24 protein-coding genes are annotated in these 23,215 nt (G+C 65.7%); 16 read left to right on the top strand and 8 right to left on the bottom strand.

The window, feature by feature from the left end:
• Position 1 precedes the first annotated feature (1 nt).
• The gene (locus AU175_RS13940; RefSeq protein WP_066289962.1) at positions 2-340 is read left to right on the top strand and encodes a DUF202 domain-containing protein; all 339 of its coding nucleotides are present in this window, start codon (positions 2-4) and stop codon (positions 338-340) included.
• Positions 341-357: 17 nt separating this feature from the next.
• Here the strand turns inward: AU175_RS13940 and AU175_RS13935 are convergent, their stop codons facing one another.
• Positions 358-756 carry a DUF3592 domain-containing protein gene (locus AU175_RS13935; protein ID WP_066289955.1) on the bottom strand — a complete coding sequence of 133 codons (399 nt, stop codon included), beginning with the start codon at positions 754-756 and terminating at the stop codon, positions 358-360.
• A gap of 179 nt (positions 757-935) precedes the next feature.
• Between AU175_RS13935 and AU175_RS13930 the strand changes: the two genes are divergently transcribed.
• The 3 genes from AU175_RS13930 (at position 936) to AU175_RS13920 (ending at position 5,776) form a co-directional block, all read left to right on the top strand.
• Complete coding sequence (locus AU175_RS13930; RefSeq protein ID WP_066289953.1) at positions 936-1,730, top strand: carbon-nitrogen hydrolase family protein; 795 nt, start codon at positions 936-938, stop codon at positions 1,728-1,730.
• A 417-nt stretch (positions 1,731-2,147) separates the two neighbouring features.
• Positions 2,148-3,467 carry an ammonium transporter gene (locus AU175_RS13925; protein WP_197497110.1) on the top strand — a complete coding sequence of 440 codons (1,320 nt, stop codon included), beginning with the start codon at positions 2,148-2,150 and terminating at the stop codon, positions 3,465-3,467.
• Positions 3,468-3,583: 116 nt separating this feature from the next.
• Positions 3,584-5,776 carry a transglycosylase domain-containing protein gene (locus AU175_RS13920; RefSeq protein WP_066289947.1) on the top strand — a complete coding sequence of 731 codons (2,193 nt, stop codon included), beginning with the start codon at positions 3,584-3,586 and terminating at the stop codon, positions 5,774-5,776.
• Here AU175_RS13920 and AU175_RS13915 read toward each other — a convergent pair.
• Positions 5,773-7,152 carry an alpha-amylase family glycosyl hydrolase gene (locus AU175_RS13915; protein ID WP_066289945.1) on the bottom strand — a complete coding sequence of 460 codons (1,380 nt, stop codon included), beginning with the start codon at positions 7,150-7,152 and terminating at the stop codon, positions 5,773-5,775. The two genes, AU175_RS13920 and AU175_RS13915, sit on opposite strands and share 4 nt — an antisense overlap.
• Positions 7,153-7,279: 127 nt before the next feature.
• Here AU175_RS13915 and AU175_RS13910 point away from each other — a divergent pair, with 127 nt between their 5' ends.
• Positions 7,280-7,819, top strand: a complete 540-nt coding sequence (locus AU175_RS13910; RefSeq protein ID WP_066289944.1) for a GNAT family N-acetyltransferase — start codon at positions 7,280-7,282, stop codon at positions 7,817-7,819.
• Between the two features lie 69 nt (positions 7,820-7,888).
• On the opposite strand, the gene AU175_RS13905 is transcribed toward AU175_RS13910, so the two are convergent.
• From AU175_RS13905 to AU175_RS13890, 4 genes are all read right to left on the bottom strand, one after another.
• Positions 7,889-8,485 (bottom strand): PadR family transcriptional regulator, encoded by a 597-nt coding sequence (locus tag AU175_RS13905; RefSeq protein ID WP_066289942.1) that lies wholly within the window; start codon positions 8,483-8,485, stop codon positions 7,889-7,891.
• A 131-nt stretch (positions 8,486-8,616) separates the two neighbouring features.
• Entirely contained in the window at positions 8,617-9,210 is a 594-nt protein-coding gene (locus AU175_RS13900) for a J-domain-containing protein (RefSeq protein ID WP_066289939.1), read from the bottom strand.
• A 218-nt stretch (positions 9,211-9,428) separates the two neighbouring features.
• A complete protein-coding gene (locus AU175_RS13895; protein ID WP_066289937.1) occupies positions 9,429-9,926 on the bottom strand; it encodes an SRPBCC family protein in 498 nt (165 codons plus the stop codon).
• Between the two features lie 12 nt (positions 9,927-9,938).
• Positions 9,939-10,271, bottom strand: coding sequence for an ArsR/SmtB family transcription factor (locus AU175_RS13890; RefSeq protein WP_066289934.1), 333 nt, complete (start codon positions 10,269-10,271; stop codon positions 9,939-9,941).
• Positions 10,272-10,408: 137 nt separating this feature from the next.
• On the opposite strand from AU175_RS13890, the gene AU175_RS13885 reads away from it, so the two are divergent.
• The 9 genes from AU175_RS13885 (at position 10,409) to AU175_RS13850 (ending at position 17,429) form a co-directional block, all read left to right on the top strand.
• Complete coding sequence (locus AU175_RS13885; protein WP_066289931.1) at positions 10,409-11,140, top strand: FadR/GntR family transcriptional regulator; 732 nt, start codon at positions 10,409-10,411, stop codon at positions 11,138-11,140.
• Positions 11,141-11,278: 138 nt separating this feature from the next.
• Positions 11,279-12,706: an aspartate ammonia-lyase gene (locus AU175_RS13880; protein WP_066289928.1), complete on the top strand. Its 1,428-nt coding sequence runs from the start codon at positions 11,279-11,281 to the stop codon at positions 12,704-12,706.
• A 160-nt stretch (positions 12,707-12,866) separates the two neighbouring features.
• Entirely contained in the window at positions 12,867-13,031 is a 165-nt protein-coding gene (locus AU175_RS21800) for a hypothetical protein (RefSeq protein ID WP_156642324.1), read from the top strand.
• A 13-nt stretch (positions 13,032-13,044) separates the two neighbouring features.
• Entirely contained in the window at positions 13,045-13,341 is a 297-nt protein-coding gene (locus AU175_RS13875; protein ID WP_066289926.1) for a winged helix-turn-helix domain-containing protein, read from the top strand.
• Positions 13,342-13,531: 190 nt separating this feature from the next.
• Positions 13,532-13,705, top strand: coding sequence for a hypothetical protein (locus tag AU175_RS13870; RefSeq protein WP_197497109.1), 174 nt, complete (start codon positions 13,532-13,534; stop codon positions 13,703-13,705).
• 164 nt (positions 13,706-13,869) lie between these two features.
• Positions 13,870-14,082 (top strand): hypothetical protein, encoded by a 213-nt coding sequence (locus AU175_RS13865; protein WP_197497108.1) that lies wholly within the window; start codon positions 13,870-13,872, stop codon positions 14,080-14,082.
• 203 nt (positions 14,083-14,285) lie between these two features.
• Positions 14,286-15,536, top strand: coding sequence for an NYN domain-containing protein (locus AU175_RS13860; protein ID WP_066289915.1), 1,251 nt, complete (start codon positions 14,286-14,288; stop codon positions 15,534-15,536).
• 169 nt (positions 15,537-15,705) lie between these two features.
• Positions 15,706-16,809 (top strand): S-(hydroxymethyl)mycothiol dehydrogenase, encoded by a 1,104-nt coding sequence (locus tag AU175_RS13855; RefSeq protein WP_066289913.1) that lies wholly within the window; start codon positions 15,706-15,708, stop codon positions 16,807-16,809.
• Positions 16,809-17,429 carry an MBL fold metallo-hydrolase gene (locus AU175_RS13850; RefSeq protein WP_066289910.1) on the top strand — a complete coding sequence of 207 codons (621 nt, stop codon included), beginning with the start codon at positions 16,809-16,811 and terminating at the stop codon, positions 17,427-17,429. Before AU175_RS13855 ends, AU175_RS13850 begins: the two co-directional genes overlap by 1 nt.
• Here the strand turns inward: AU175_RS13850 and AU175_RS13845 are convergent.
• Complete coding sequence (locus AU175_RS13845; RefSeq protein ID WP_066289908.1) at positions 17,413-19,143, bottom strand: alkaline phosphatase D family protein; 1,731 nt, start codon at positions 19,141-19,143, stop codon at positions 17,413-17,415. The genes AU175_RS13850 and AU175_RS13845 overlap by 17 nt on opposite strands.
• Before the next feature lie 219 nt (positions 19,144-19,362).
• The gene (locus tag AU175_RS13840) at positions 19,363-20,136 is read right to left on the bottom strand and encodes an oxygenase MpaB family protein (RefSeq protein WP_066291128.1); all 774 of its coding nucleotides are present in this window, start codon (positions 20,134-20,136) and stop codon (positions 19,363-19,365) included.
• A gap of 200 nt (positions 20,137-20,336) precedes the next feature.
• Here AU175_RS13840 and AU175_RS13835 point away from each other — a divergent pair, with 200 nt between their 5' ends.
• Both AU175_RS13835 and AU175_RS13830 read left to right on the top strand, forming a co-directional pair.
• On the top strand, positions 20,337-22,424 hold the full coding sequence (locus tag AU175_RS13835; protein ID WP_231938570.1) for a penicillin acylase family protein: 2,088 nt from the start codon (positions 20,337-20,339) through the stop codon (positions 22,422-22,424).
• Positions 22,411-23,004 (top strand): GNAT family N-acetyltransferase, encoded by a 594-nt coding sequence (locus tag AU175_RS13830; RefSeq protein WP_066289905.1) that lies wholly within the window; start codon positions 22,411-22,413, stop codon positions 23,002-23,004. Before AU175_RS13835 ends, AU175_RS13830 begins: the two co-directional genes overlap by 14 nt.
• The last annotated feature ends 211 nt before the right edge of the window (positions 23,005-23,215 follow it).

Below are 23,215 nucleotides of genomic sequence, written 5' to 3'. Positions count from 1 at the left end.
CGTGGCCCGCAGCAGGGAGGCAGCCCGCGGCCACGAGGACCCGGGCCTCCAGCCCGAGCGAACCTCGCTGGCGTGGGGCCGGACCATGATGGCCCTGGTGACGGTCAGCGCTATTTTCCTGCGCTGGCTTCCCCACCACGGCCTCCCCATCCTGCTGCTTTTTGCCGTTTCGACAACCGCTGCCGGCGTTATCTACTTCACGCAGCGCCGGCGCTACAGCACCAGCACCGCAGGGATCACGCACGAAACGGTCGACGCCGACACGTCGGCCGTTCTGTGGACCGCGTCCGCAGCGGTTGCGTTGGGCGCCCTGGGCATCCTGGTGGTTCTCGCCGGCTAGTCGGGCCCGGCCAGGGGTCAGAACATGGGCAGGAAGAATCCGGCAATGAGCGCGACCGTGCCGACGCCGGTGAGCAGCCGCCCCACCACAACCGCAGTCCTCCCGGCCGCTTCCGGCACCGCGGTCTGCCATTGGGTGGGGCGTTTGGGGTGGTAATAAATGGGAAGAGTGTCCCCCACCGCCATGCCCTTGATGTCGTGCGGCGACATGGGCGCGTGGTGGATCCGGTATTTGTGGTCAAACCACCGGAAGCCCGTCCCGCTGGCATCCTTATAGACCACGCCTTCGGCCACCACCCAGGGATTCACGAAGCGCCGCAGGATCCCGGCGTAGACCAGGAGCATCAGCCCGGCAGGCAGGCACAACCAGGTCAGCATTTCCAGAATGGGACCTGCCATATCGAGCGCAGTGGGCATGGTCAAAATGCTACAGGGAACGGCCCCCGATCAGCCGATAGAGTTTTTGTCGACTTACAGCGCCCAAAACGCCCCGGAAGTCGCCCGATGTGGACAAAAACTCCAGCCTTTTCCCCTACCGGACGCCGCCGTTCCGGACGTTTGTCGCATAGATTGGGACAACGGAACGGAGTAATTTCATGCGTTTAGCAGTGGCCCAAATCATCACCGGCGCCGATCCGGCCGCCAACCTGGAACTGATCCGGGAATACGCCACCCGGGCGAAGGCTGCCGGGGCGGAACTCGTCGTGTTCCCGGAGGCTGCCATGCGCGCCTTCGGCCACCGGCTGACGGATATCGCCGAACCTGTCGACGGCGCCTGGGCCGGAAGCGTCCGGAGCATCGCCAAAGAACTGGGCATCACAGTGGTGGCCGGCATGTTCACCCCCGGCAAGGACGGGCGCGTCCGCAACACCCTGCTGGTCACCGGGCCCGGCGTGGAAACCTCCTACGATAAGATCCACCTCTTTGACGCGTTCGGCTTCGCCGAATCCGACACGGTGGACGCGGGAACAGCCCCCGTAACCTTCGAGGTGAACGGCACCATCTTCGGCCTGGCCACCTGCTACGACGTCCGCTTCCCGGCCCTCTTCGCCGCAAACGCCAAGGCAGGAGCCCAGGTAAACATCATCTGCGCCTCCTGGGGTGCCGGCGAGGGCAAGGCAGAGCAGTGGGACCTGCTGGTCCGGGCACGCGCTTTGGACAGCACCACGTTCGTGGTGGCATGCGGGCAGGGTGATCCGGCAAGCATCGGCCTGCCCACCACGGGCAGCGCACCCACGGGCATCGGCCACAGCGCCGTCGTCTCCCCGCTGGGGTCAGAGCTGGTGGCCTTGGGCGGCGAGCCGGAACTCGCCCTCGTCGACATTGACCCGTCCACGGTTGCCGAAGTACGCGGCAAACTGCCTGTCCTGGCCAACGCCCGGACCTTCTAGCCTCCGGCGCACGCTGCCGGCCCGGCTGGGGAACGGCACAGGCCAGGAGCGGAAATAGTCCCCCATCGCCGCGTGCACCGTACGTGACTCCCGGGGCCGGTGAGCCGCCGTTCATTTGCGTGAAACCTTGCCGATTGGAACGTCCGACGGCGGCTCCTCACCACGGGTGCACGACGGTGCCTGCCGTTGCTGGCATCCCGGGCGCGGGGCAACCGCCGCCGGCACCGTCCCACAGGTTCCGTTTACATCCCGGAAACAAGATGGTGACGCGATCTTCATCTGGGCATCATCTGCGTAACGTCCCTGCAACGTGGCGAAGCGCAAACGGAAACACACCGCGGCAAATATTGGCCAGGGGGAATGCGAGGGCCCAACTGGAGAGTCCCGTATTGCAGGCTTAACGCGAAGGGACCGCAGGTGGAAATCACCGCTCAACACGTCTGGCTGATGTTTTCAGCGGCGATGGTACTGTTCATGACCCCGGGGCTCGGCCTCTTCTACGGCGGCATGACGCGGGCGAAGGCAGCCCTGAACATGATCCTGATGAGCTTCATCTCCGCCGGCACCGTTGGTGTCATTTGGGTCCTGTGGGGCTACTCCATGACCACCGGCGAGGGCATCCTGGGCCTCTTCGGCAACCCGATTGCCAATTTCGGCCTGGAGAACCTCATGGGTTCGCCGGACCTCATCAAAGCCGGCTACAGCGCCACCTTCGCCATCATCACCGTGGCCCTGATCAGCGGCGCCATAGCCGACCGGGCCCGGTTCAGCGCCTGGGCCGTGTTTGTTCCGGTGTGGGTCACGCTCGTTTACTGCCCGCTGGCCTACATGATCTGGGGCGGCGGACTCCTGAGCCCGGGCGGCGCCCTGACCGCGGTCTTTGGCCAGGTCATCGACTTCGCCGGCGGCGCAGTGGTGGAGATCAGCTCCGGCACGGCTGCCTTGGTCCTTGCCCTGATCGTGGGCCAACGGCACGGCTTCGCCAAGGATCCAAACCACCGCCCGCACAATGTCCCCTTCATCATGCTGGGTGCGGCCATCCTGTGGTTCGGATGGTTCGGCTTCAACGGCGGCGCCGCGACGACGGCGGAGCAGGCTGGCCTCATCTGGGTCAACACCCTGGTCACCCCCGCCGCGGCCATGCTGGGCTGGCTGGTCATCGAGAAGATCCGGCACGGCCACCCCACATCCCTCGGCGCTGCCTCCGGCGTCGTGGCCGGCCTCGTGGCCATCACACCGTCGTGCGCCAACATCAGCCCGGTGGCAGCCGTCGGTCTGGGCCTGGTAGCCGGGGCTGCCTGCTGCTGGTTTGTGGACCTGAAGTACCGCTTTGGAATGGACGACTCCCTCGACGTGGTGGGTGTCCACCTGGGCGCCGGCCTGATCGGCACGCTGGCCCTTGGCTTTATCGCTCTTCCCGTGGACGGCGTAGGCGGGGGCCTGTTCCACGGCGGCGGCGTCCAGCAGCTGATTGCCCAGGCGGCCGCCGTGGTCGTTACCCTGTTCCTCTCCGGCGGCATGACGCTGGTCATTGGACGGGCGATCAACAAGACCATAGGTTTCCGGGTAAGCCATGAGGCCGAGACCGTGGGCGTGGACCTCGCCGAGCACGCTGAAAGCGCCTACGCCTTCGGGGAGCTGGGCAGCCGTTTCACTCCGGCCGGCCACGTTACCGCTGCTGCGCCGGCAGCTCAGGAACCGGCACCCTCCCGGGCCAAGGAGGACAGCTTCGCCTGAGAACGCGCTTATTCCGGCGCGCCCGAAAGCATCGGTCTCTATGTGGTAACGGCTCTGGAGGATACGTGGAAGGGCGGCGTATCCTGATGTCACATCGCTAGCCTGAGAGCTGAAAAATGGCGAAGAAGAAGAAGAAGAAACGCGGGCACCCTCTGGCCGCGGCCCTGGGAAGGGTCCTCGGATTCTTCACCGCGAGCGCATTATGCGGAGTCCTCGCTGCGAGCCTGGTGGTTCCAGCCGTAGCAGCCGCAGGTTTCGGCGTCAGCAGCTCGATCAATTTCTTCGACCGCCTGCCCGAGGAACTCGTCGTCTCGCCGCCGTCGCAGACAACCAAGGTCCTGGCCTCCGACGGGCAGCAGATCGCCACGTTCTATGCCGAGAACCGGATCAAGGTCCCGCTTGACCAGATGTCCCCGTATGTCCGCGACGCCGTCATCGCCATCGAGGACAGCCGCTACTACGACCACGCCGGAATCGACCCGCAAGGGATCCTGCGCGCAGCGATCTCCAACATGACCAGTAGCGGAACGCAGGGTGCTTCCACCATCACCCAGCAGTACGTCACCAACGTGATCAACGAGGCCTACCTGTCCCAGGACAGGAAGGACGAGGTGATCCTCAGCGGCCAAAAGAGCGTCGGGGACAAGCTTCGTGAGATGAAGCTTGCCGTCTCCCTGGAAAAGCGGTTCAGCAAGGATCAGATCCTCGAGGGCTACCTGAACATCGTGTTCTTCAACCGGGATGCGTACGGAATTGAGGCCGCTTCACAGTACTACTTCAGCACCTCGGCAAAAGACCTCACCCTGCCGCAGGCCGCGCTGCTGGCCGGGCTCGTGAACAGTCCCAGCTTCTACAACCCGGCAGTGAACCCGGACAAATCGATCGTCCGGCGCAACCAGGTGCTTTCCGAGATGCTGGCTACGGGCAAAATCACCCAGGCCGACCACGACGCGGCCGTGGCAACTCCCATTGAGTTGAAGCTGAATCCCGGACGGCAGGGCTGCGCCAACGCCACCATGGCACCCTACTTCTGCGACTACATTTCCCACCTCATCCTCAACAATCCTGCCTACGGTTCCAGCCTGATCGAACGGGAACGGAGGCTCTACCGCGGCGGCCTGACCATCAAAACCACACTCGACCCCAGGCTGCAGACTGCGGCGCAGGCCCAGGTGGACGGCACGGCGGGCGCCAATCCGGACCGGTGGGGGGCTGCGCTGGTGACCGTCCAGCCCGGCACGGGCAATATCCTCGCAATGGCCCAGAACACGGTCTTCCTGCCGGAGGAAGGGAAATTCGATACACAGCTGAACTTCAATGTTGATGCCCGTGATCCGCAGGGCAATGACCTGAACGGCGCCGGCGGTTTCCAGCCGGGATCCACCATGAAGCCGTTCACGTTCGCGCAATGGCTCAATGAAGGCAAGTCCATGACCGCCGAAGTGGACGCTTCCCGGCGGGTGTATCCGTTGGGATTCCCCTGGCGGTCCAGCTGTGGCAAGGTCCTGGGCGCCTACAGCACGGCACAGAACAACCCCGAACTGGGTGCCGCCGATGACCTGCAGAACGCGGACGAGGGCTACTACCGCCGCATGCCCATCAACTATGGGCTTTACAACTCCATCAACACCGCCACCTTCGCTACCGCCGCCCAGCTGGATTTCTGCGGGATCCAGAAGATGGTGGACGCGGTGGGGCTGCACAGCGGCCTGGACGGTGCGCCGATCAACATGCACCAGCTTGGCAACCTGCTGGGTGCCATCGGGGTCGCACCGCTCCACCTGGCTAATGCCTTTGCAACCTTCGCCAATGACGGCCGTTATTGCGCCCCCATCGCAGTGGTGGAGGTCACGGACGTGAACGGCGGGAAGCTTCCCGCACAGACCAGCGAGTGCCGCGACGCCGTCAAGCCGGAGGTGGCCCGCGGTGTCAACGCAGTTCTCCAGGACGTCCTGAAAGTTGGCTCGGGCGTGTGGATCAATCCCAAGATCCACACCGTGGTGCCCACCGCGGCCAAGACCGGCACCTCGAACAACAACGGCGCCACTTGGATTGTGGGCTACACCTCAGGCCTGGCCACCGCGTCCTTCTTCGGCGATGCCTTGGAGGGCCAGAAGCGGCCGGGCCAGAATGTGACCATCAACGGGGTGTTCTACCCCCGCCTTGACGGCTACATGATTGCCGGCCCGCAGTGGGTGAACTACATGCTGCAGGTGGTGCGGCTCTACCCGGCCAATCCGTTCCCGCCGCCGCCTGCTTCCATGTCGTCTCCGACCCCGTCGCCAAGCACGCCGGCCCGCCGGCCTTAGGAGCCGTTACCCAGGATCGCCCAGCCACGGGCAGGCAAGGCCACGCGGTTGCTTGCCGCGAGGTGTCCGTTGCCTTCCAGCAGGATGGCGTCCGACGGCGGCACCTCCACGTCCGCCGGATGGTCCGACTGGTTGAGGGCCACCACAATAGTGGGGACTTTCCCGTCCGGTCCGGCTTCTCCGGTGGACCGGTACACAAGGTTCTCGTTGCTGAGGGACAGCACGGTGGTGTGGGACGTGTGCAGCCAGGCGTGCCGCCGTCGCATTCCGATCAGTTCCCGGTGCAGCTGGTAAATGTGGTGGCCCATGTCCGCAAGGTCCGACGGTGCTGCCGGGAACTGCGGACGGACGTCGTCGTCGCCTCCTGCCCTGTCCTCCTTGACGCCGCGGTACCCCTGTTCATCGCCGTAGTAGATGGTGGGTGTGCCGCCCACGGTGAAAAGGACAACCAGTGCCAGCGGCAGGAGCACCGGGTCCCTGAGCCGGCTGGCGATCCGGGTGACGTCGTGGTTGCCCACAAACGTCAGCGGGATAAAGGCGTCCAGGAACGAATTGTGGCGTTCCAGCGAGGACGCCAGTTCGTAGAAGTTGGCGTCATTCAGGGAGCTCCACACCGCCTTCCACAGCTCATACTGCGTGGCGGAATCCAGGGTTCCGCTGCCCACTTCCCCCGCGTAGTCGCCATGGATGTATTCGCCCACGAAGTACGCCTCCGGATAGTCCGCCCGCACATCCGCCAGCACGGTTGACCAGAACGCTGACGGGACGGCATAGGCCGCGTCAAGCCGCCAGCCGTCCGCGCCGCGTCCCAGCCAATGCTTCATGACACCGGCCACAAATTCCGCAACTGCGGGCTCAGCATGGTTCAGGGCCACGAGATGGTGGTGGCCCTCGAAGTCCTCGTAGTCCGGCTCGGCCTGCTGCCGCCCGTCCTGTTCCGGCGGGTACTGGGGACCGGGCTGTTGCCAGTTGATCCTGAACCATGAAGCGGTGGGCGCGTCCGGACCATGGGCCATGGCCTCCGTGAACGGCTGGAACGAGCGCCCGGTGTGGTTGAACACGCCGTCCAGGAGCACCCGAAGTCCCCGGGCGTGGGCTTCGTGAATGAGCTGGTCAAAGTCGTTGTCGTCGCCCAGCCGGGGATCGATGCGGAAATAGTCAGTGGTGTCGTAGCCGTGCGTTTCGGAGGCGAAGACCGGGCCCAAGGCAAGGCCGGATGCTCCGAGGTCAACGATGTAGTCCAGCCACGGAATCAGTTTCTGCAGCCGGGGTTCCACCGGCGCGCCGGCAGGGAGCGCTGCCTTTTCGGCCCCGGCGAAGCCCAGCGGATAGACCTGCCACCACACTGCGTGCGTGACCCAACCCGGTTCTGCCATGGCGGAGCACCTTTCCTTGGGAACGTCGGACAAGGCTCCATTCTGCTCCACCTTTCGGGCAGGGTCATATCAGGCCGGCCGTGATCGGTCAGCGCTTCCGCAGGGCCGGTGGTGGGAAAATGGTCGGGTGCAGACCCTTGAGACCGACCGGCTGATCCTGCGGCCGTGGGAGCCGGAGGACGCAGACTTCGCCTTTGACCTGTATTCCCGGTGGGAAGTGCAGCGGTTCATTGGCAATCCGCCCCAGGTGATGACCGAACGCTCCCAGGCGGAGGAACGGATCAGCGCGTGGCGGCTCCTGGATGACCCGGTGCACGCTGTCTGGGCGGTACAGATCAAAGAATCGGGCCAGTTGGCGGGAAATCTGCTCCTGAAGTCCATCCCGGCGTCCGGCGAGTCCCTGCCGCTGCAGCCATCCGGCGATACGGAGATCGGCTGGCACTTCCACCCGGACCATTGGGGGCACGGGTACGCGTCCGAGGCAGCGGCCGCCGCCCTGCGCTATGCCTTCGGCAGCGGCCTCACACGGGTGGTGGCGGTGACGGCACCGGCCAACGCAGCGTCCCGGAAGGTGTGCGGCCGGATCGGAATGAAGCACCTGGGGCAGACCGCCCGGTACTACAACGCACTGTGCGAACTCTTCGAGGCGAACGCCCCGCAGCCGTAACAGCCGGCTGTTTCGTCGGATGCGGCTGTTTCGTCGGATGCGTCAGCCGGACGCACGCCGTCGGATCCGTCAGTCGGCGAGGATGAGGTAGAGCGCCCGGCGGGTGTCGTCCAGCTTTTCGATCGCGGCCGTGCGCTGTTCCTCGGTGGCGCCGCGGAACTGGTGGATGACCCCCATGAGTTTTCCGATGCTCTCATGGAGGGCGGGGCCTGTGGCGTCGCGGGAGGTGTTCCAGGCGTTGGCCAGTTCCTCGCTGTTTTCGGCCACGTACTCCCGGCCGGCCTCGGTGAGGGTGAACTCGGTGCGCCGGCCCTCGCCCACCGGGCTGATGAGTTCTTCATCAACCAGCTGCTGCAGCGTGGGGTAGACGGATCCCGGGCTGGGCCGCCACGCGCCGGCGGTCTTTTCGGCGATCGTTTTGATCAGTCCGTAGCCGTTCGACGGTGCTTCCGCCAGGAGGGAGAGGATGGCCGAACGCACATCACCCCTGTTGGCCCGCCGGGGACCTCCCGGCCCAAACCCGGGTCCAAATCCCGGGCCGAAACCGCGGGGGCCGAACCCTCCCCCGCCGTGTCCGTGCGGCCCGCGGCGGCCGTGGCCGCGGCCGAAGCGTCCGTGGGGCGCGGCATTTTCTGCAAATTTGTGGTTCTCGAACATGCCTTTCATGGCGGCACAGTCCTTCCGGTACGTGGAGTGTCTCCCGCTCACCACGCCGGCGAGCGATACTTAACGATATATCGCTGAGTATCGCTTGACAAGGGCCGACGACGGCGGGAAGTACCGCCGTCGTCATCCCGCTATCCGGCGCCGCTCCACAGCCTCTGCCACCACGTGCGCCTTGGTTTCGGTTCCGGCGGCGCGGCCGGGGTACGGGCAGCGCGGCGCCCGTACCAGCGCGCCACTTCGTCCTCAACATCCCGGGTGCTGGTGATGACGGGCGGGCCGCCCTCGAGCTGCCGGCGGGCATCAATTACGCGGGCGTTGAAGTCCGCCAGGATGTCCCTGACCTGCTTTTCGGTGAACTGGGCGTCGAGGCGGGCATCCAGTTCGGCGTCCTCGGTGCGGAGCAGGATGGCCTTGGGACCCATACCACTGATGTTCTCCCGCTGGATCAGGCCCTTGACCCACCAGTCCGGATCGTAGGCCTCCCCCAGGCCGGGGATTGGCTTGCCCGAGTATTTGAGGTTGTCGAATTTTCCCTGGGCCATGGCGTCGCGAATCAGGTATTCCACCCTCTTGGCGTCGTCAACCTTCTTACGCTTCTGCCGCTCGTTTTCCTCGGCCGCCTCCAGCTGCGCTTCCTCCTCCGCGCTGATGCCCGCGCCGCGGTGGGAACGCAGCTCGGCGCCACGTTCCAGCCGCCGCCTGAAGGCGCTGTCGCCTCCACCCATGACCCGTCACCGCCTCCGAAATGCACCGATCCTGCTTCCAGTATTCAAGTGCGCGTGCCGGGTTTCAACGGGTCCGCAACCCGTGCTGGCAGCGGCGACGCCGCCGAAAAGCGGAGTACGACGGCGGGAGGCCCGCCGTCGTACTCATGCATTGGATGCTGTTACCGGCAGTCCCGGCGCAGTGAGCGGGTGCCGACCGCGGCGCGGCTGCCCTGGACTCAGGCGCGGGCGTGGTCGGCGAGGATGGCGTCGATCTGGCCAGCGGCCTCACGCATACCTTCCTCCATGCCCATCTGGACCATCTGTTCCATCTGCTCTTCGGACTCGAACGTGGATTGGATGGTCATCCGCGTGCGGCCGCCGGTGTCCTCAAGGGTGACAGTGGCGTGGGTGATGCCCATGGAATCCACAGGATCGCCTCCTTCGTCGGCGAAACCGTCGTCGAATTCCAGGCGGCTGGGTGCCTGGATGGCGGTGAAACGCCACCAGCCCCCGGCCTTCTCGCCCTCCGGGCCGGTCATGTAGTAGTCGGCTTTTCCGCCGGGTTCGAAGTCGAACCGCTCAAAAGTGGCCGGCCAGCTGGGCGGGCCCCACCACCGCTCAAGCTGCCGCGGGTCCTCCCAGACCTGCCAGACGAGTTCGACGGCGGCGTCGAACTCGGCGACGAGGGTGAAGCTGAGTGCCTCGAGATTCTTGGTGGAACTGATAACCGACATTGCGGAACCTTCCTATCCTTCAGCCAGAATGTCCGCGATCCGCCCGACGCGCTGCCGCCAGATCGCCTCGTACTCGTCGAGCAGCCGGCGGGCCTTCTGCAGTCCTTCATGGTTGCCCCGCACGATCTGCTCCCTTCCGCGCTTCTCCTTGGTAACCAGGGAGGCACGCTCCAACACCGCCACATGCTTCTGGACGGCGGCGAAACTCATGGCGTAGAGGGCCGCGAGGCCGGACACCGAGTACTCCGCCACCGTTACCCTGCGGACAATGTCACGTCGGGTGGCATCCGCGAACGCCTGGAAAAGGCGGTCGGCGTCGGCATCACTCATCAGATCTACAACCATTTGGTTGTACGATACGCCCTGGATAGGCGGAGTGTCAACGGTCGGCAGGGCATCGCCGTGGCGCCGCCCGCGAAAACTCTGCGGCAACACTCCGGCAGGGCGTTGACAGCCAGTGCAACTAATGCCATGCTCGTTACATGAACGACCTGTTGGACAGCTGGACAGCTGGACAAGATCGAGTGGTGCGCGTCGGCGCGGCCGAAGCCGTTTTTGCGTCGCTTCGCGGTGCTATTGAAGCCGGCAAAATTCCTGTGGGTACCCGGCTGGACTCAGAGGCAACACTGGCAAAGCAATACGGAGTCAGCCGCACCATGGTCCGGGAGGCCCTTCGTTCCTGCACCGCCCTCGGACTGACCGCCACCCACACCGGCAAGGGAACCTTCGTCATCGCCGACAAGGTGGCACAGGACCTCAAGCTCGGCAAATACTCCGCCAGCGCCCTCGTGGAGGCCCGCCCCCACGTTGAAGTTCCGGCCGCGGGGCTTGCCGCCCAGCGCCGCACCAACGAGGACCTCGAAGCCCTCCGGGAAATCCTCCGCGAAATGTCCGAGGCGGAAAACCTCCAGCAGTGGGTTCAGCTGAACACCGAGTTCCATGCGACCATCGCACGGTCCAGCGGCAACGGCGTCTTTGAATCATTCCTCTCGGACATCGTTGAGGCAATGGCGAACCAGTCCAACACCCTCAACCTCGTCGCCGACCGACGCAAGGAATCCGGCGAAGAACATGCCCGCATCTTCGAGGCCATCGAGCGCGGCTCTGCCGAGGACGCGTCCCAGGCCATGGCCATGCATCTGCACGGGGTGGAGTGCGCCCTGGGCACCCTCATCCCGGGCGGCGAAAAAGCCGCGGCAGGCGGATCAGGCTAACCACACTTTTCACAGCCGCTAACGCCTTTATCCTCTGACGCGCCCACGCCTCCCTCGGCCGGGCGCGGCCATCAACCGAGCCCAAACTTGCCCAAAAACAGACGCCCATGCCCGTCCACGAAGCCTCTAAGGATCCCCATGACCACTGACCTGACCGCCCCGGCAGCCGTACCGCAGACCCGGTCCGAGCACGACCTCCTCGGCGACCGGGACGTCCCCGCCAACGCCTACTGGGGCGTCCACACACTCCGGGCCGTGGAGAACTTCCCCATCACGGGCCAGCCGCTGTCCTCCAACACGTACCTGGTCCGCGGGCTGGCCGCCGTCAAGCTCGCCGCGGCCCGCACCAACCTGGAACTCGGGCTCCTGGACCCCGAACGCGCCCACGCCATCGAAGCCGCGTGCACCGACATCATGAACGGCCAGCTCAGCGACCAGTTCGTTGTGGACGTGATCCAGGGCGGCGCCGGGACGTCGTCGAACATGAACGCGAACGAGGTCATCGCCAACCGCGCCTTGGAAGTCCTCGGCTACCCCAAGGGCGACTACGCCCGCCTGCACCCCAACGACCACGTGAACCTCTCCCAGTCAACCAACGACGTCTACCCCACCGCCGTGAAACTGGGCACCATCTTCGCCGCCCGGGAACTCCTCGACGCCCTGGCCGAGCTCGAGGAAGCCTGCGCCTCCAAGGCCCTGGAATTCCGCACCGTCGTCAAAATGGGCCGCACGCAGCTCCAGGACGCCGTCCCCATGACCCTGGGCCAGGAATTCGGAACCTATGCCGTCACCATCGGCGAGGACCGGCTCCGCCTTGCCGAAGCCGAACTGCTCATCCACGAAATCAACCTCGGCGCCACCGCCATCGGCACCGGCCTGAACGCCCCGCCCGGGTACGCCGAAGCGGCCTGCCGGCACCTCGCCGCCATCACCGGACTGCCCCTGGTCACCGCGCCCGACCTGATCGAAGCCACCCAGGACGTCGGTGCGTTTGTGCACCTCTCCGGCGTCCTGAAGCGCGTCGCGGTAAAGCTCTCCAAAATCTGCAACGACCTGCGCCTGCTCTCCTCCGGCCCCCGCGCCGGACTCGGCGAAATCAACCTGCCCGCCGTGCAGTCCGGGTCCTCCATCATGCCCGGCAAGATCAACCCGGTGATCCCGGAAGTCGTCTCGCAGGTCGCCTACGAAGTCATCGGCAACGACGTCACCATCACCATGGCCGCCGAAGCCGGGCAGCTCCAGCTCAACGCCTTCGAACCCATCATTGTCCACAGCCTCCACAAGAGCATCTCCCACCTCGAAGCAGCCTGCCGCACCCTCACCGCACGCTGCATCCGCGGCATCACAGCCAACACCGACCACCTCCGCAGCACGGTCGAACAATCCATCGGCCTGGTCACCGCCCTGAACCCCCACCTCGGCTACGCCACCGCCACCGCGATCGCCCAGGAAGCCCTCGCCACCGGCAAAGGCGTCGCCGAACTCGTCCTCGAACACGGCCTCCTCACCCAAACCCAGCTCCAGCAGCTCCTCAGCCCCCAGCGCCTCGCCAACCTCAGCAAATAACTGCCGGGAGACGCAGGCACCAATCTCCACCCCACTCGCCCAGGGAGCAGGGGGCACACCGACGTGCCCAATTTTCCTGGCCGGCCAGAGAGAAACGGACTCAATGACGAGGACCGTTCCACCACCGGGCCACCAGCCCGGCCTCACCCAAGGAGTGATCATGAAAAACAAATCCACCGTGCCCGCCGTCGTGCCCGGCTTTGACATCCCCGCCGCCGGCATAGCGGGCCCCAGGGAAAGCACTGCGCCGGCACCCACTGAAGGCGCCCCTCCCTTCGAAATGACAGAGGAGCAACGGCAACCCGAGCCCGTTTCGGCGCGCTGAAAGGCAGCGGCACATGTCCCTCGAAGTTGAGACCCGAACTCCGCCACGCCACGCCGACCGCAGCACCAACTGGCGGCCCAACACGGTCAGATCACTGATCATCGACTACCTCGCAGTCAACGGTGCGAGCAAGGTAGCGGAGATCAGCGCAGCCGTCACCGCCTCGCGGAACTGCGTCCGTTACCATCTGGCCGCGCTGGAACGCGCGTCGATCGTCCGCTCCAACATTTCGCCCGGGACGCGGGAGGGCTTCACGCCCTTCTATGCCCTGATTCCGGAAAGCAGGGTCCCGGAGAACAGGCCGGGGTAAACACGCGGGTCCTGTCCAGCCCCGACGTGCAGTCGGTCACATCATGGTCATTTCACTTGCGTTATCCATCCATCAACCCGCACTATGGTCATGGGAATGCGCTTTCCACCAGCCCCACTCCTCGCCGCTGAGGATGCGGCCCGGCACAAAAACTCCTGGCCTCAAACAGCCCTGAATGGAAGTACTGACGATGACGTTCGAAACTGACTACTCCGTGACCCTGAAAATATCGGACCGCTCCGCCGTCGACCACACGCTGGAGGCGGTCGTGCAGGACCTGTCGGCCCGTGCGAACACTCCCCGATCCCGCATCGCCGTTCGCTGCAGCGGCCCCAGCATCTTCACAGTCAGCGTGCGCGTGTAATCGGTCACACTTTCGGCATTTCGGTTGTCAACGCAGCCTGCCACCGTGAACCATGAATAAGGGAATCCGTTTCCCGCCTGCCTGAAACAGCAATCCTCACCGACGAGGATGCGGCTCCAAACAACGACGTGGGGCCGTCGACTGCATGAGTGAAAGTACTGACAATGACGTTTGAAACCACTGATTCCGTAACGCTGAAAATCTGGGACCGCTCGGCCATCGATCACACCATCGACGCCGCCGTGCAGGATCTGACGCCGCGTGCCCAGGCCGCCAAATGCGGCATTTCGGTCACCCGCAGCGGACCCAACACCTTCACCGTGGGCCTGAGCCGCAACGTCCCGCAGGGCGCCAGGTTCGAGGAAGTCACCCGCTAGAAAACCAAAGCAGAGGACGACGGCGGGACTTCCCGCCGTCGTCCTCTTGCGTTGAGCATCGGTTTATCCCCAAGTAGGTAGCAGCAGATGTCGTTTTGACCGCTCAAAAGGACACCTGCTGCTACCTACTTGGGTTAGCGGCGCTCCCTCCCCCATCCAGAAATAAGTGACCCAGCGGCACAAATTGCTGGCACACTGAGCCAATGAATGAGTCGCGCACCACCACCCGACGGCAAGGACTCCGGGCCGCGATGTTTGTCGATTTCGACAACGTCTACCTTGGCCTCCAGGCGCTGGATCCGTTGGCGGCGAAGCGGTTCGCCGAGGACCCCAAGCACTGGGCTGATGCCCTGTCCGCCGGCGGGCCGGGTGAGAACTCCCGCCGCTTCCTCATCCGGAACTGCTACCTGAACCCGGTGGTGTTCTCGAAGTACCGTACGTACTGGACGCGGGCGGGCTTCCGCGTCATCGACTGTCCGTCGCTGACGCAGCGGGGCAAAAGCAGCACCGATATCAACCTCGTCCTCGACGCGATGGACACATTGACGGGGGTCAGTGAAATTGACGAGTTCTTTATCGCCTCTGCCGACGCTGATTTCACGTCCCTGATCCAGCGCTTCCGTGCCGCCGACAAGCTGACCACCGTCATCGCCGCCGGAGCGGTGGCCTTCGCTTACCGGGAGATGGCGGACAGCGTGGTGGAATCCCATGACTTTGTGGCGATCCTCAACGGCACCACCGGAGAGCCAATCCATGCGGTGGCCTCCGTCCAGCCGCAGCGGGAGGCACAGGGCGCGGCGAAGGCAAAGCCAAAGACGAAACCCAAAGCGGCGTCCGCAGCTGTGCGGGAAGTCTGCGACTTTGTCCGTACCGCCCCCGGGCCGGTGGTCGGGGCCATGGTGGCGCACCGGGCCCTGACAGCGGATCCGAACCTGAAGACTGACTGGGGCGGCTTGGGGAAGTTCGGGACGTGGGTGGCGCAGATCGGCCAGGGCATTGAGTACTCTCCGGCACGGGGCGGCTGGGTCTGGGACGCGCAGCGGTTTTCCAGTGACGACCTGCCCGTCGAAGCCGAAGTGGAACCCGGCATTGAGGAACGCGTGACCCGGGTGACCGACGTGCCGGCGCTCTCGGAAGCCCAGTTCCGGCAGCTGTTCCAGGCGATGGCAGCCAGGCTTCAGGAGCAGCCGGTCAACCGCAGCGACTTGTCGCGGCTCGTCCGCGATGACTGCGTCACGGCTGGCCAGCCGGTGTCGCGGGGTGCCGTGAACTTCGTGATCCAGGGCCTGGGCTACGCCAACTTCCAGCTCGACGAAACGGCCACCGCGGCAGGGCTGGCAACAGCCTGGACAGATGACGTGGAAGAGCTGTGCCGGGTGGCGCTCATGGAGTTCGACGACGCCGAGCGGCAGGCCCTGAGGCGCTGGGCCAGCGGCGGCCTGCTGGACGCCTAAGATGGTGCGGACGGCCGACCTGGCGGAGCGGGCGGGAACCGCAGCTTTTTGACACTTCCTCCTGCCGCTGCAATATTCTCAAGAGCGCACTCTGTGCATCTGGTTGTGTAATACGCAATAAGATGAGGGTGCCACGGAGCCCGAATGGGCTCAGGAAAGGAACAGGCTCATGGGTCACAAAGTAAAGGCAGTCATTGCCAGGGAAAAGAACGCCCCCGTATCGGTGGAGACCATCCTGGTGCCGGATCCGGGTCCCGGCGAGGCCTTGGTGGACATCCTCACCAGCGGGGTCTGCCACACAGATCTCCACTACAGGCAGGGCGGCATCAGCGACGATTTCCCCTTCCTGCTGGGCCATGAGGCCACCGGTGTGGTCAGCGCCGTCGGTCCCGGTGTCACCGAGGTGGCCCCCGGCGACCGCGTGATCCTGAACTGGCGTGCAGTGTGCGGCGAATGCCGCGCCTGCGCGAAGGGGCAGGCGCAGTACTGCTTCAACACGCACAACGCTACGCAGAAGATGACGCTCGAGGACGGCACGGAGCTCTCCCCCGCGCTGGGCATCGGCGCCTTCGCGGAGAAGACCCTCGTCGCCGCCGGGCAGTGCACCAAGGTGGATGACGACGTCGATCCCGCCGCCGTCGGCCTGCTCGGCTGCGGTGTGATGGCCGGCATTGGCGCGGCCATCAACACCGGTGAGGTTAAGCGCGGCGAGTCCGTCGCCGTGATCGGCTGCGGCGGTGTGGGCATCGCCGCGATCGCCGGCGCCAAGCTGGCCGGAGCCACCACCATCATCGCCGTGGACATCGACGCCAACAAGGTGGAGATGGCCAAAGCGCTCGGAGCCACGCACGGTGTGGACTCCAGCAAGGAAGACCCGGTCGAGGCCATCCGGGCCCTGACCGGCGGCCACGGTGCAGACGTCGTCATCGAGGCTGTCGGACGACCCGAAACCTACAAGCAGGCCTTCTACGCGCGCGACCTCGCCGGCCGCGTGGTGCTGGTGGGCGTTCCGACGCCGAGCATGCTGCTTGAGCTCCCCCTGTTGGATGTCTTCGGCCGCGGCGGGTCCCTGAAGTCGTCCTGGTACGGCGACTGCCTGCCGTCCCGGGATTTCCCGATGCTGGTGGCGCACTACAAGCAGGGCAACCTGGACCTGGACGCCTTCGTGACCGAACGCATCACCATCGACCAGGTGGAGGAGGCCTTCGCCAAGATGCACGAAGGCAAGGTCCTCCGTTCGGTTGTTGAACTCCCCTCGGGGGTGGCTTCCTGATGGGCGTCACTATTGAAAACCTGGTCACCTCCGGGACGTTTTCGCTCGACGGCGGTACCTGGGACGTGGACAACAACGTCTGGATCGTGGGCAATGAGGATGAGTGCGTAATCATCGACTCCCCGCATGATGCAGAAGCGATCATCCGCCAGGTCGGGGGCCGGAAGGTCGTGGCCATCCTGCTCACCCACGCGCATAACGACCACATCGGGGCTGCCCGTGCGGTGGCCGCAGCGGTGGACGCCCCGATCTACCTGAACCCGGAAGACCTGATGCTCTGGGAACAGGTCTACCCTGACCACAGGCCGGACCACTACCTCGCGGACGGCGACGAGTTCCAGGTGGGGGGCGCCACACTGAGGGCAATCCACACACCGGGCCACTCCCCCGGCTCCACCTGCTTCCTCCTGGAGCGCGAAGGGACGGTGTTCACCGGAGACACGCTCTTCAACGGCGGTCCGGGAGCCACCGGCAGGTCCTACAGCGACTACCCCACCATCCTGGCCTCCATCCGGGAGCGGCTGCTTAGTCTCCCGCCCGAGACTGTGGTCCGCACCGGCCACGGCGACAACACCACGATCGGGGCGGAGCGGGAGACCCTGGCTAAGGCTGCCCAGTAAAGGTTCGACCGGCGTCCGGCCGGGGATGCTTCACGGCCGGATCGCTGGAGTCCCTGACGCTCGGGGAAGCCACGTTGAGGGATGCCACACGTTCGAGCCTTGGGTGCAGGTCGTCGCCGTCTTCCACGACTCCTGTCTGCCACCACAGTTTCAGGCCTTCGGGCGCTACCTCGAGGCTGGCCAGATTGTTGTTAAACCAGGGCCCCTCCACGCGTGTCCAGCGGAACGGCGGGTCAGGGACGCGTGCCGAACGGGCAACCAGGGCACCTAAGGGAGCGGCAAGGCCGTAGGCCATGACTGCACCGAAGGATCTCATCAGCCGGGGCAAGGGGTTACGGATCGGGGAGCAGACCGCCTGGATGATCCGGCTCCCGGAGGAGCGTTCCACCTCCGCGACGTAGGAAAAGTGCACGTCCCCGGACAGGAAGGTGACGGTCTCCGGTGAGGGTCCGCGCTTGCCATCTGCGACCTCGGTTGCCATGGCAGCCACCTCCCGGAAGCTCTTTTGGAAGGCGCCCCAGTGTTCCAGGTCCACCGCTTGGCGCAGCTTCTCGCCGGCCCGGGCGGCGAACTTCCCCCACGCGCCTTCCGACACGGCCTCATTCCACGATTCGACGTGGTGCAGCCCCATCGGCAACAGGAAAGGCAGCGACGTCGCCACCAGCAGGTGGCGGAATCCACCGCGCATCCTGCTGTCGAGCCAGGCCATTTCCTCATCATCGAGGAGTGCGCGGGCTTCCGGCGCGAGGTTCCGGGCGGCGCGGGAGTCAAGCACTATCAGCCTGGTGTCCCCGAAATCCCGGCAGAAGCTCCACCGGTAGGATGCCGGGTCCTGGTCTGCGCGCTCGGCAAAACTGTCCAGTTCTTCGCTGAGGTCGAGTTCGGACCCGCTCCCGTGGCCCACGACGCGCTGCCAGATAGCGTCGTCAAGCCGCTCCTGCGGCGAGAGGTTCCCCAGATGCTGGTAGACCCAGTAGGAGGAAAGCCCGGAGACAATCCGCTCATGCCACCAAGGCTTAGCCTCCATGTCCCTTTTCCAGCTCAGCGATGCGTTCCAGTCGTCCCGGATATCGTGGTCATCGAAGATCATTGCGCTGGGCAGGGTGGACAGGAGCCACCTGTTTGCCGGGTCGGACCACGCGAGATTGTAGAGGTGGGCATATTCCTCGTAGTCCTTGAGCTCTTCGCCAGGCGGCTCACCCATGTCACGGCGGGCGCGAATGAATTCCTGCATCTCTTCGCTGGTGGAGTCGGCATATACCTGGTCTCCGAGGAAGACCACCAGGTCCGGCCATGCCAGGCCGTCGTCTGAGGCCATCGCCAGCGCGTAGGCGCGGAGCGAGTCGACGCCGTGCGTCCTATTGCCGGACACATCGTGCGGAACACTGGTGCGGCAGGAACCGTAGGCCATGCGCAGCGGCTTGCCGGGTTTCAAGGTTGCGATCACCGGCGGCGGGAACCCGGAGGCGGGATCCGGCCAGCACTGCGTTCCGTTGATTTCCAAGGTGTAGGGCAGCACGGTTCCTGGTTCCAGTCCGTCCACTTCCACCAGCGCGTAGTGGTGGCCGTGCACGGCGAAGGAACGGGCCGCCCAGTCCCTGCCGCCGGCGCGGACTGACACCCGGGCAGCAGACCGGGTCTCCACCCAGATGCTGGCCGAGGTCTCATCCACGTACCGCATCATGGGCCCAAGCACCAGTGGTGACGTCGTCATGACTTAGTTGTACCCGTTCCAGCCCGCGGCAACCATGGGCCGGCAAAAGAACCTGGGAAACTATCAACGGCCCGGACAGTCGCGTCAGTCGAAGCCCGGCCCCATCCCCTGGAACACGCTCAGCAAGCTCCGCGCGAACGTACACTTGTGGCCCTAAATTCCAGGGCCCCAAGTGTACGTTCGCGCATCCCAAAGGCTCTTCACCGCGGGGCATCGCAGTTACGCAGGGTCGAGCTGGCCCAGGCAGTAGTTCTTGAACCAGTGCCGGATCCGCTGCGGCAGCCGGGGGTACACCACCGCCGTGCACTTCATGGTGAGGTCAAAACGGCGCCCGTGGCTTGCGCTCCAGGTCAGGCCGAAGTCTCGGCGGAGGTGGTCCGGCAGGAAGCCCGCGGTAAGGAACCGCGCGAACGGCATGACGGCGCGGTACCAGAGCGGCCCACTCTTCGGATGGAGCAGTCCGTGCGCCACCCGGACGGCGGCGTCGTCAGGGCTGAGCGACTGGAGTCGTCCGTTGTAGTACGCGCCGAAAGCTGCACGGTCCGGCGGCCAGAGCTCGGCCGGGAGCTGCAGGGCGGTCCCGAGCTTCGCGTATTCGCGGTACATGTAATCTGCCGCTTCATCATCCAGCGGCCCATAGACACGCTCGAAAACCGTGACAGCCGTGTCATAGAGCGTCGCCGCCACCCACAACTGCGATGCCGCGTCGTAGGCGTTGTAGCCTTTGGAGGTCTCATCCGGGGGCCGCTGGACCGGTGCGTGGGCCCGGTTCACCATGCGGCGGACGGCTTTCACCTGCCCGTCCGTACCGTACACGATGGCGTAGACATAAGTGAGGGTGTTCCGCAGCCGGTCAACCGGCCGTTCAATGAAGGTGGTGTGCTCGGCCACGCCCTGGCCGATGGCCGGATGAGCGAGCTGCAGCAGGATGGCGCGGCCCGCCCCGGCGAGCAGAATGCCCTCCGCGCCCAAGTCCGCAAGTCCGGGAACCATGTCCACACGATACCGGAGAGAGCGGACACCGGCCACGCTGAGGCGCACGACGGCGGCCGCTAACCCGCCGTCGTCCGCTTCCCTTTTCGGGCGCAACATTTTGGTGAACCCGGCGGATCACCCTATTCTCTTGGTTAGCCTTACCTAACTACCGGAAGATCCCGTGCCTCACCGCCACCGCCTCGCCCAGCGACATGCCCATGCCCATGCGGCCTGAGATCTTCCGCGACCCATGGGGGATCCCACACCTGCGGGCCGGCTCCCCCGACGAGCTGTCCTTCCTCCAGGGCTACAACGCCGCTGCTGACCGGTCGTGGCAGGTCGAAATGGAACGCTGGCGGTCGGAGGGCCGCACTGCCGAACATCTTGGCGCGGACGGGCTGGACTGGGACCGGTTTGCCCGCCGGGTGCGGCTGGACGACACCGTGCGCCGGTGCTTCGAGAACCTCGACGCCGAAACCAGGCGCTGGTGCACGGCCTACGTCGACGGCGTGAACCATGCCCTGGAAACAGGCCGCCGGGACGCCGACGAGTTCAGCGCAACGGACACCGCGCCCGCCGCGTGGCAGCCCTGGACGCCGCTGGGCGTTTTCCTGGTCCACCATATTCTCTTCGGCACCTTCCCCAATAAACTCTGGCGCGGGCACGTGTCCGCCACCCTCGGCGCCGATGCGGTGGGCCTGTTCAGCATCGAGGCGCCCGTGTGGGCGGGCAGCAACGCGTGGGCGGCCGCGGGTACCGTGACCGCATCCGGCAGGCCCCTCCTTGCCGGCGACCCGCACCGCCTGATGGAGCTCCCGGGCGTCTACCAGCAGGTGCGGCTGGCGTGTCCGGAGTTCGACGTCGTCGGGCTGGCTTTCCCGGGCGTCCCCGGGACCCCGCACTTTGGCCACGCAGGCCCGGTGGCCTGGGCGGTCACCAACGCCATGGCTGATTACCAGGACCTGTTCCGCGAGCAGCTGCGGAGTTCAGGCGGCCTGGTCTCCGCGCTGGGCCCGGACGGCTGGGAGCCGGTCCAGGCACACCATGAGGAAGAAATCCTGGTCCGCGGCGCGGCGTCGGAAACAGTGAAGGTCATCGAGACAGCCCGCGGTCCGGTCATCTCGGGAGGGGCCGACGGCGGCGCGCTGAGTCTGCGGACGCCCGCCCGGGCTGCCGGGACGCTGGGCTTCGAGGCCCTCCTGCCGCTCCTGCGGAGCCGTTCCGCGGCGGACGTGGAAGGGGCACTGGACGCCTGGGTGGAACCGGTCAATTGCGTGCTGGTTGCTGATTCCGGCGGTGACGTTCGCCAACTGGTCGCAGGGAAGGTCCCCGTCCGGAACCGGCAGAACCGGGTCAGCCCGGTCCCGGCATGGTCAGCGGAACACCAGTGGAGGGGTGCTTGGGAGAAGATGCCACGGCTGAACGTGGCCTCGCTGGCGGTGAATGCCAACGACCGCGACTCCGGCGGCGGCGACCAACTGGGACTTGAGTTCGCCCCGGCCCACCGCGCCCGGCGCATCCGGCAGCTGCTGGAGGAGCACGGACCCGGGCTGGACGCCGACGCCATGCAGCAGATCCACATGGACACCCATCTCGGCTCCTGGCCAGCACTGCGCGGCCTGCTGCAGGAATCCGGTTCGCTTACTGCGGAGGCGTCCGCCCTCAGGGAACGGCTGCTGCAGTGGGACGGCCACATGGATGGAAGCAGCAACGAAGCCGGCGCCTTCGCGGCCTGGCGGTCTGCGCTGGTCCTGGCGCTGGCCCGCACACCCAAGCTGCAGCCCCTGGCTGAACCGCACGGCTTCACCCCTCTCTTCGGGCCGTGGCTCCACGCCCCGTCGCGGGTGGGCTTCGCGCTCGAGACACTGATCACGAAGGGTCCGGAGGCCGGCGTCGACGTCGGTGAGGCAACGCGGGAGGCCCTGGAGGAAGTGGCCGCAGCACCGCCGGCAGGGACGTGGGGTTCCAGCCATACCGTCCTCCCGCTGCATGCCCTGAACGATCACGGCCCCCGCGGCCTGGCGCCTTCAGTCCCTGCCACCGGTTTATCCGGCGACACTGGCTGCGTCCTGTCCGCCGAGAGCCTCCCGGGCGTGACGGACAGGTCTTTCCGCGGGCCGGTGGCCCGGTACGTCTGGGACCTGGCGGACCGCGCCGCGAGCCGCTGGGTCGTGCCGTTTGGCGCGTCAGGACATCCGGACGATCCGCATTTTGCAAGCCAGCTGCCCCTGTGGGCGGCAGGCGACCTTATCCCCGTCATCACCGACTGGGGGCAGCTGACCAAGGAGAACCATGACCCGCGCTGACACAGCCATTCCGCTCTCCGCCAGGGAGGCCGTCTACACGGAGGTGCTGCCCGGCGTGGGCAGGCTGCGGCTTATCCCGCTGGCCCCGGAAAGTGACGCGGACCTGCTTTACGGCTGGGTCAGGGAGGACCGGGCCAGGTTCTGGGGCATGCAGTCCATGAGCAGGGACGACGTCCGGGACATCTACCTTTTCGTGGACAGCCTGGATACCCATCACGCCTATCTGATGTGCATCGATGACGAGCCCGTGGGGCTGTTCCAGACGTATGAGCCGCTGCGGGATCCGGTGGCTGACGCCTACCCGGCACGTCCGGGGGACACCGGACTTCACCTGCTGCTGGCTCCGGCTACGCGTCCTGTCCGGAACTTCACCGCCACCCTCCTGGCGGGCCTGATCCGGTTCCTGTTCTCCGACCCCGCCAAGGACCGCGTCGTCGCGGAGCCGGATGCCCGCAACAGCAAGGCGATCCGGCGTTTCGAGGACTTCGGGTTCGAGGCCGGGGCCAAGGTGCAGCTGGCCGAGAAGGAAGCGCAGCTGGTGTTCCTCAGCCGGGAACGTTTCGAGTCCCGGCGGGTCTAGCTCTTCCAGCTGTGGCGGAACAATGCGTTTTCTCTCGCCGCAACTCAGTGCGCCAATCGCCCGAACGTACACTTGTGGCCCTCATGTGAATTGTCATGGCGCTGCGAGCGTCAGGAGCTGCCTCCAGGCGTTCTCAACTCAAACGGACGACGGCGGGACGTCCCGCCGTCGTCCGCTTGCTTTGTCGCCTGGACAGGCAGTGCGCGATAGT

This window comes from Arthrobacter sp. B6 (genome assembly GCF_001663775.1).
Taxonomy (GTDB): Bacteria; Actinomycetota; Actinomycetes; order Actinomycetales; family Micrococcaceae; genus Arthrobacter.
Note: the sequence above shows the minus strand (reverse complement) of the source record. Positions and strands in the feature narration are given on the sequence as shown.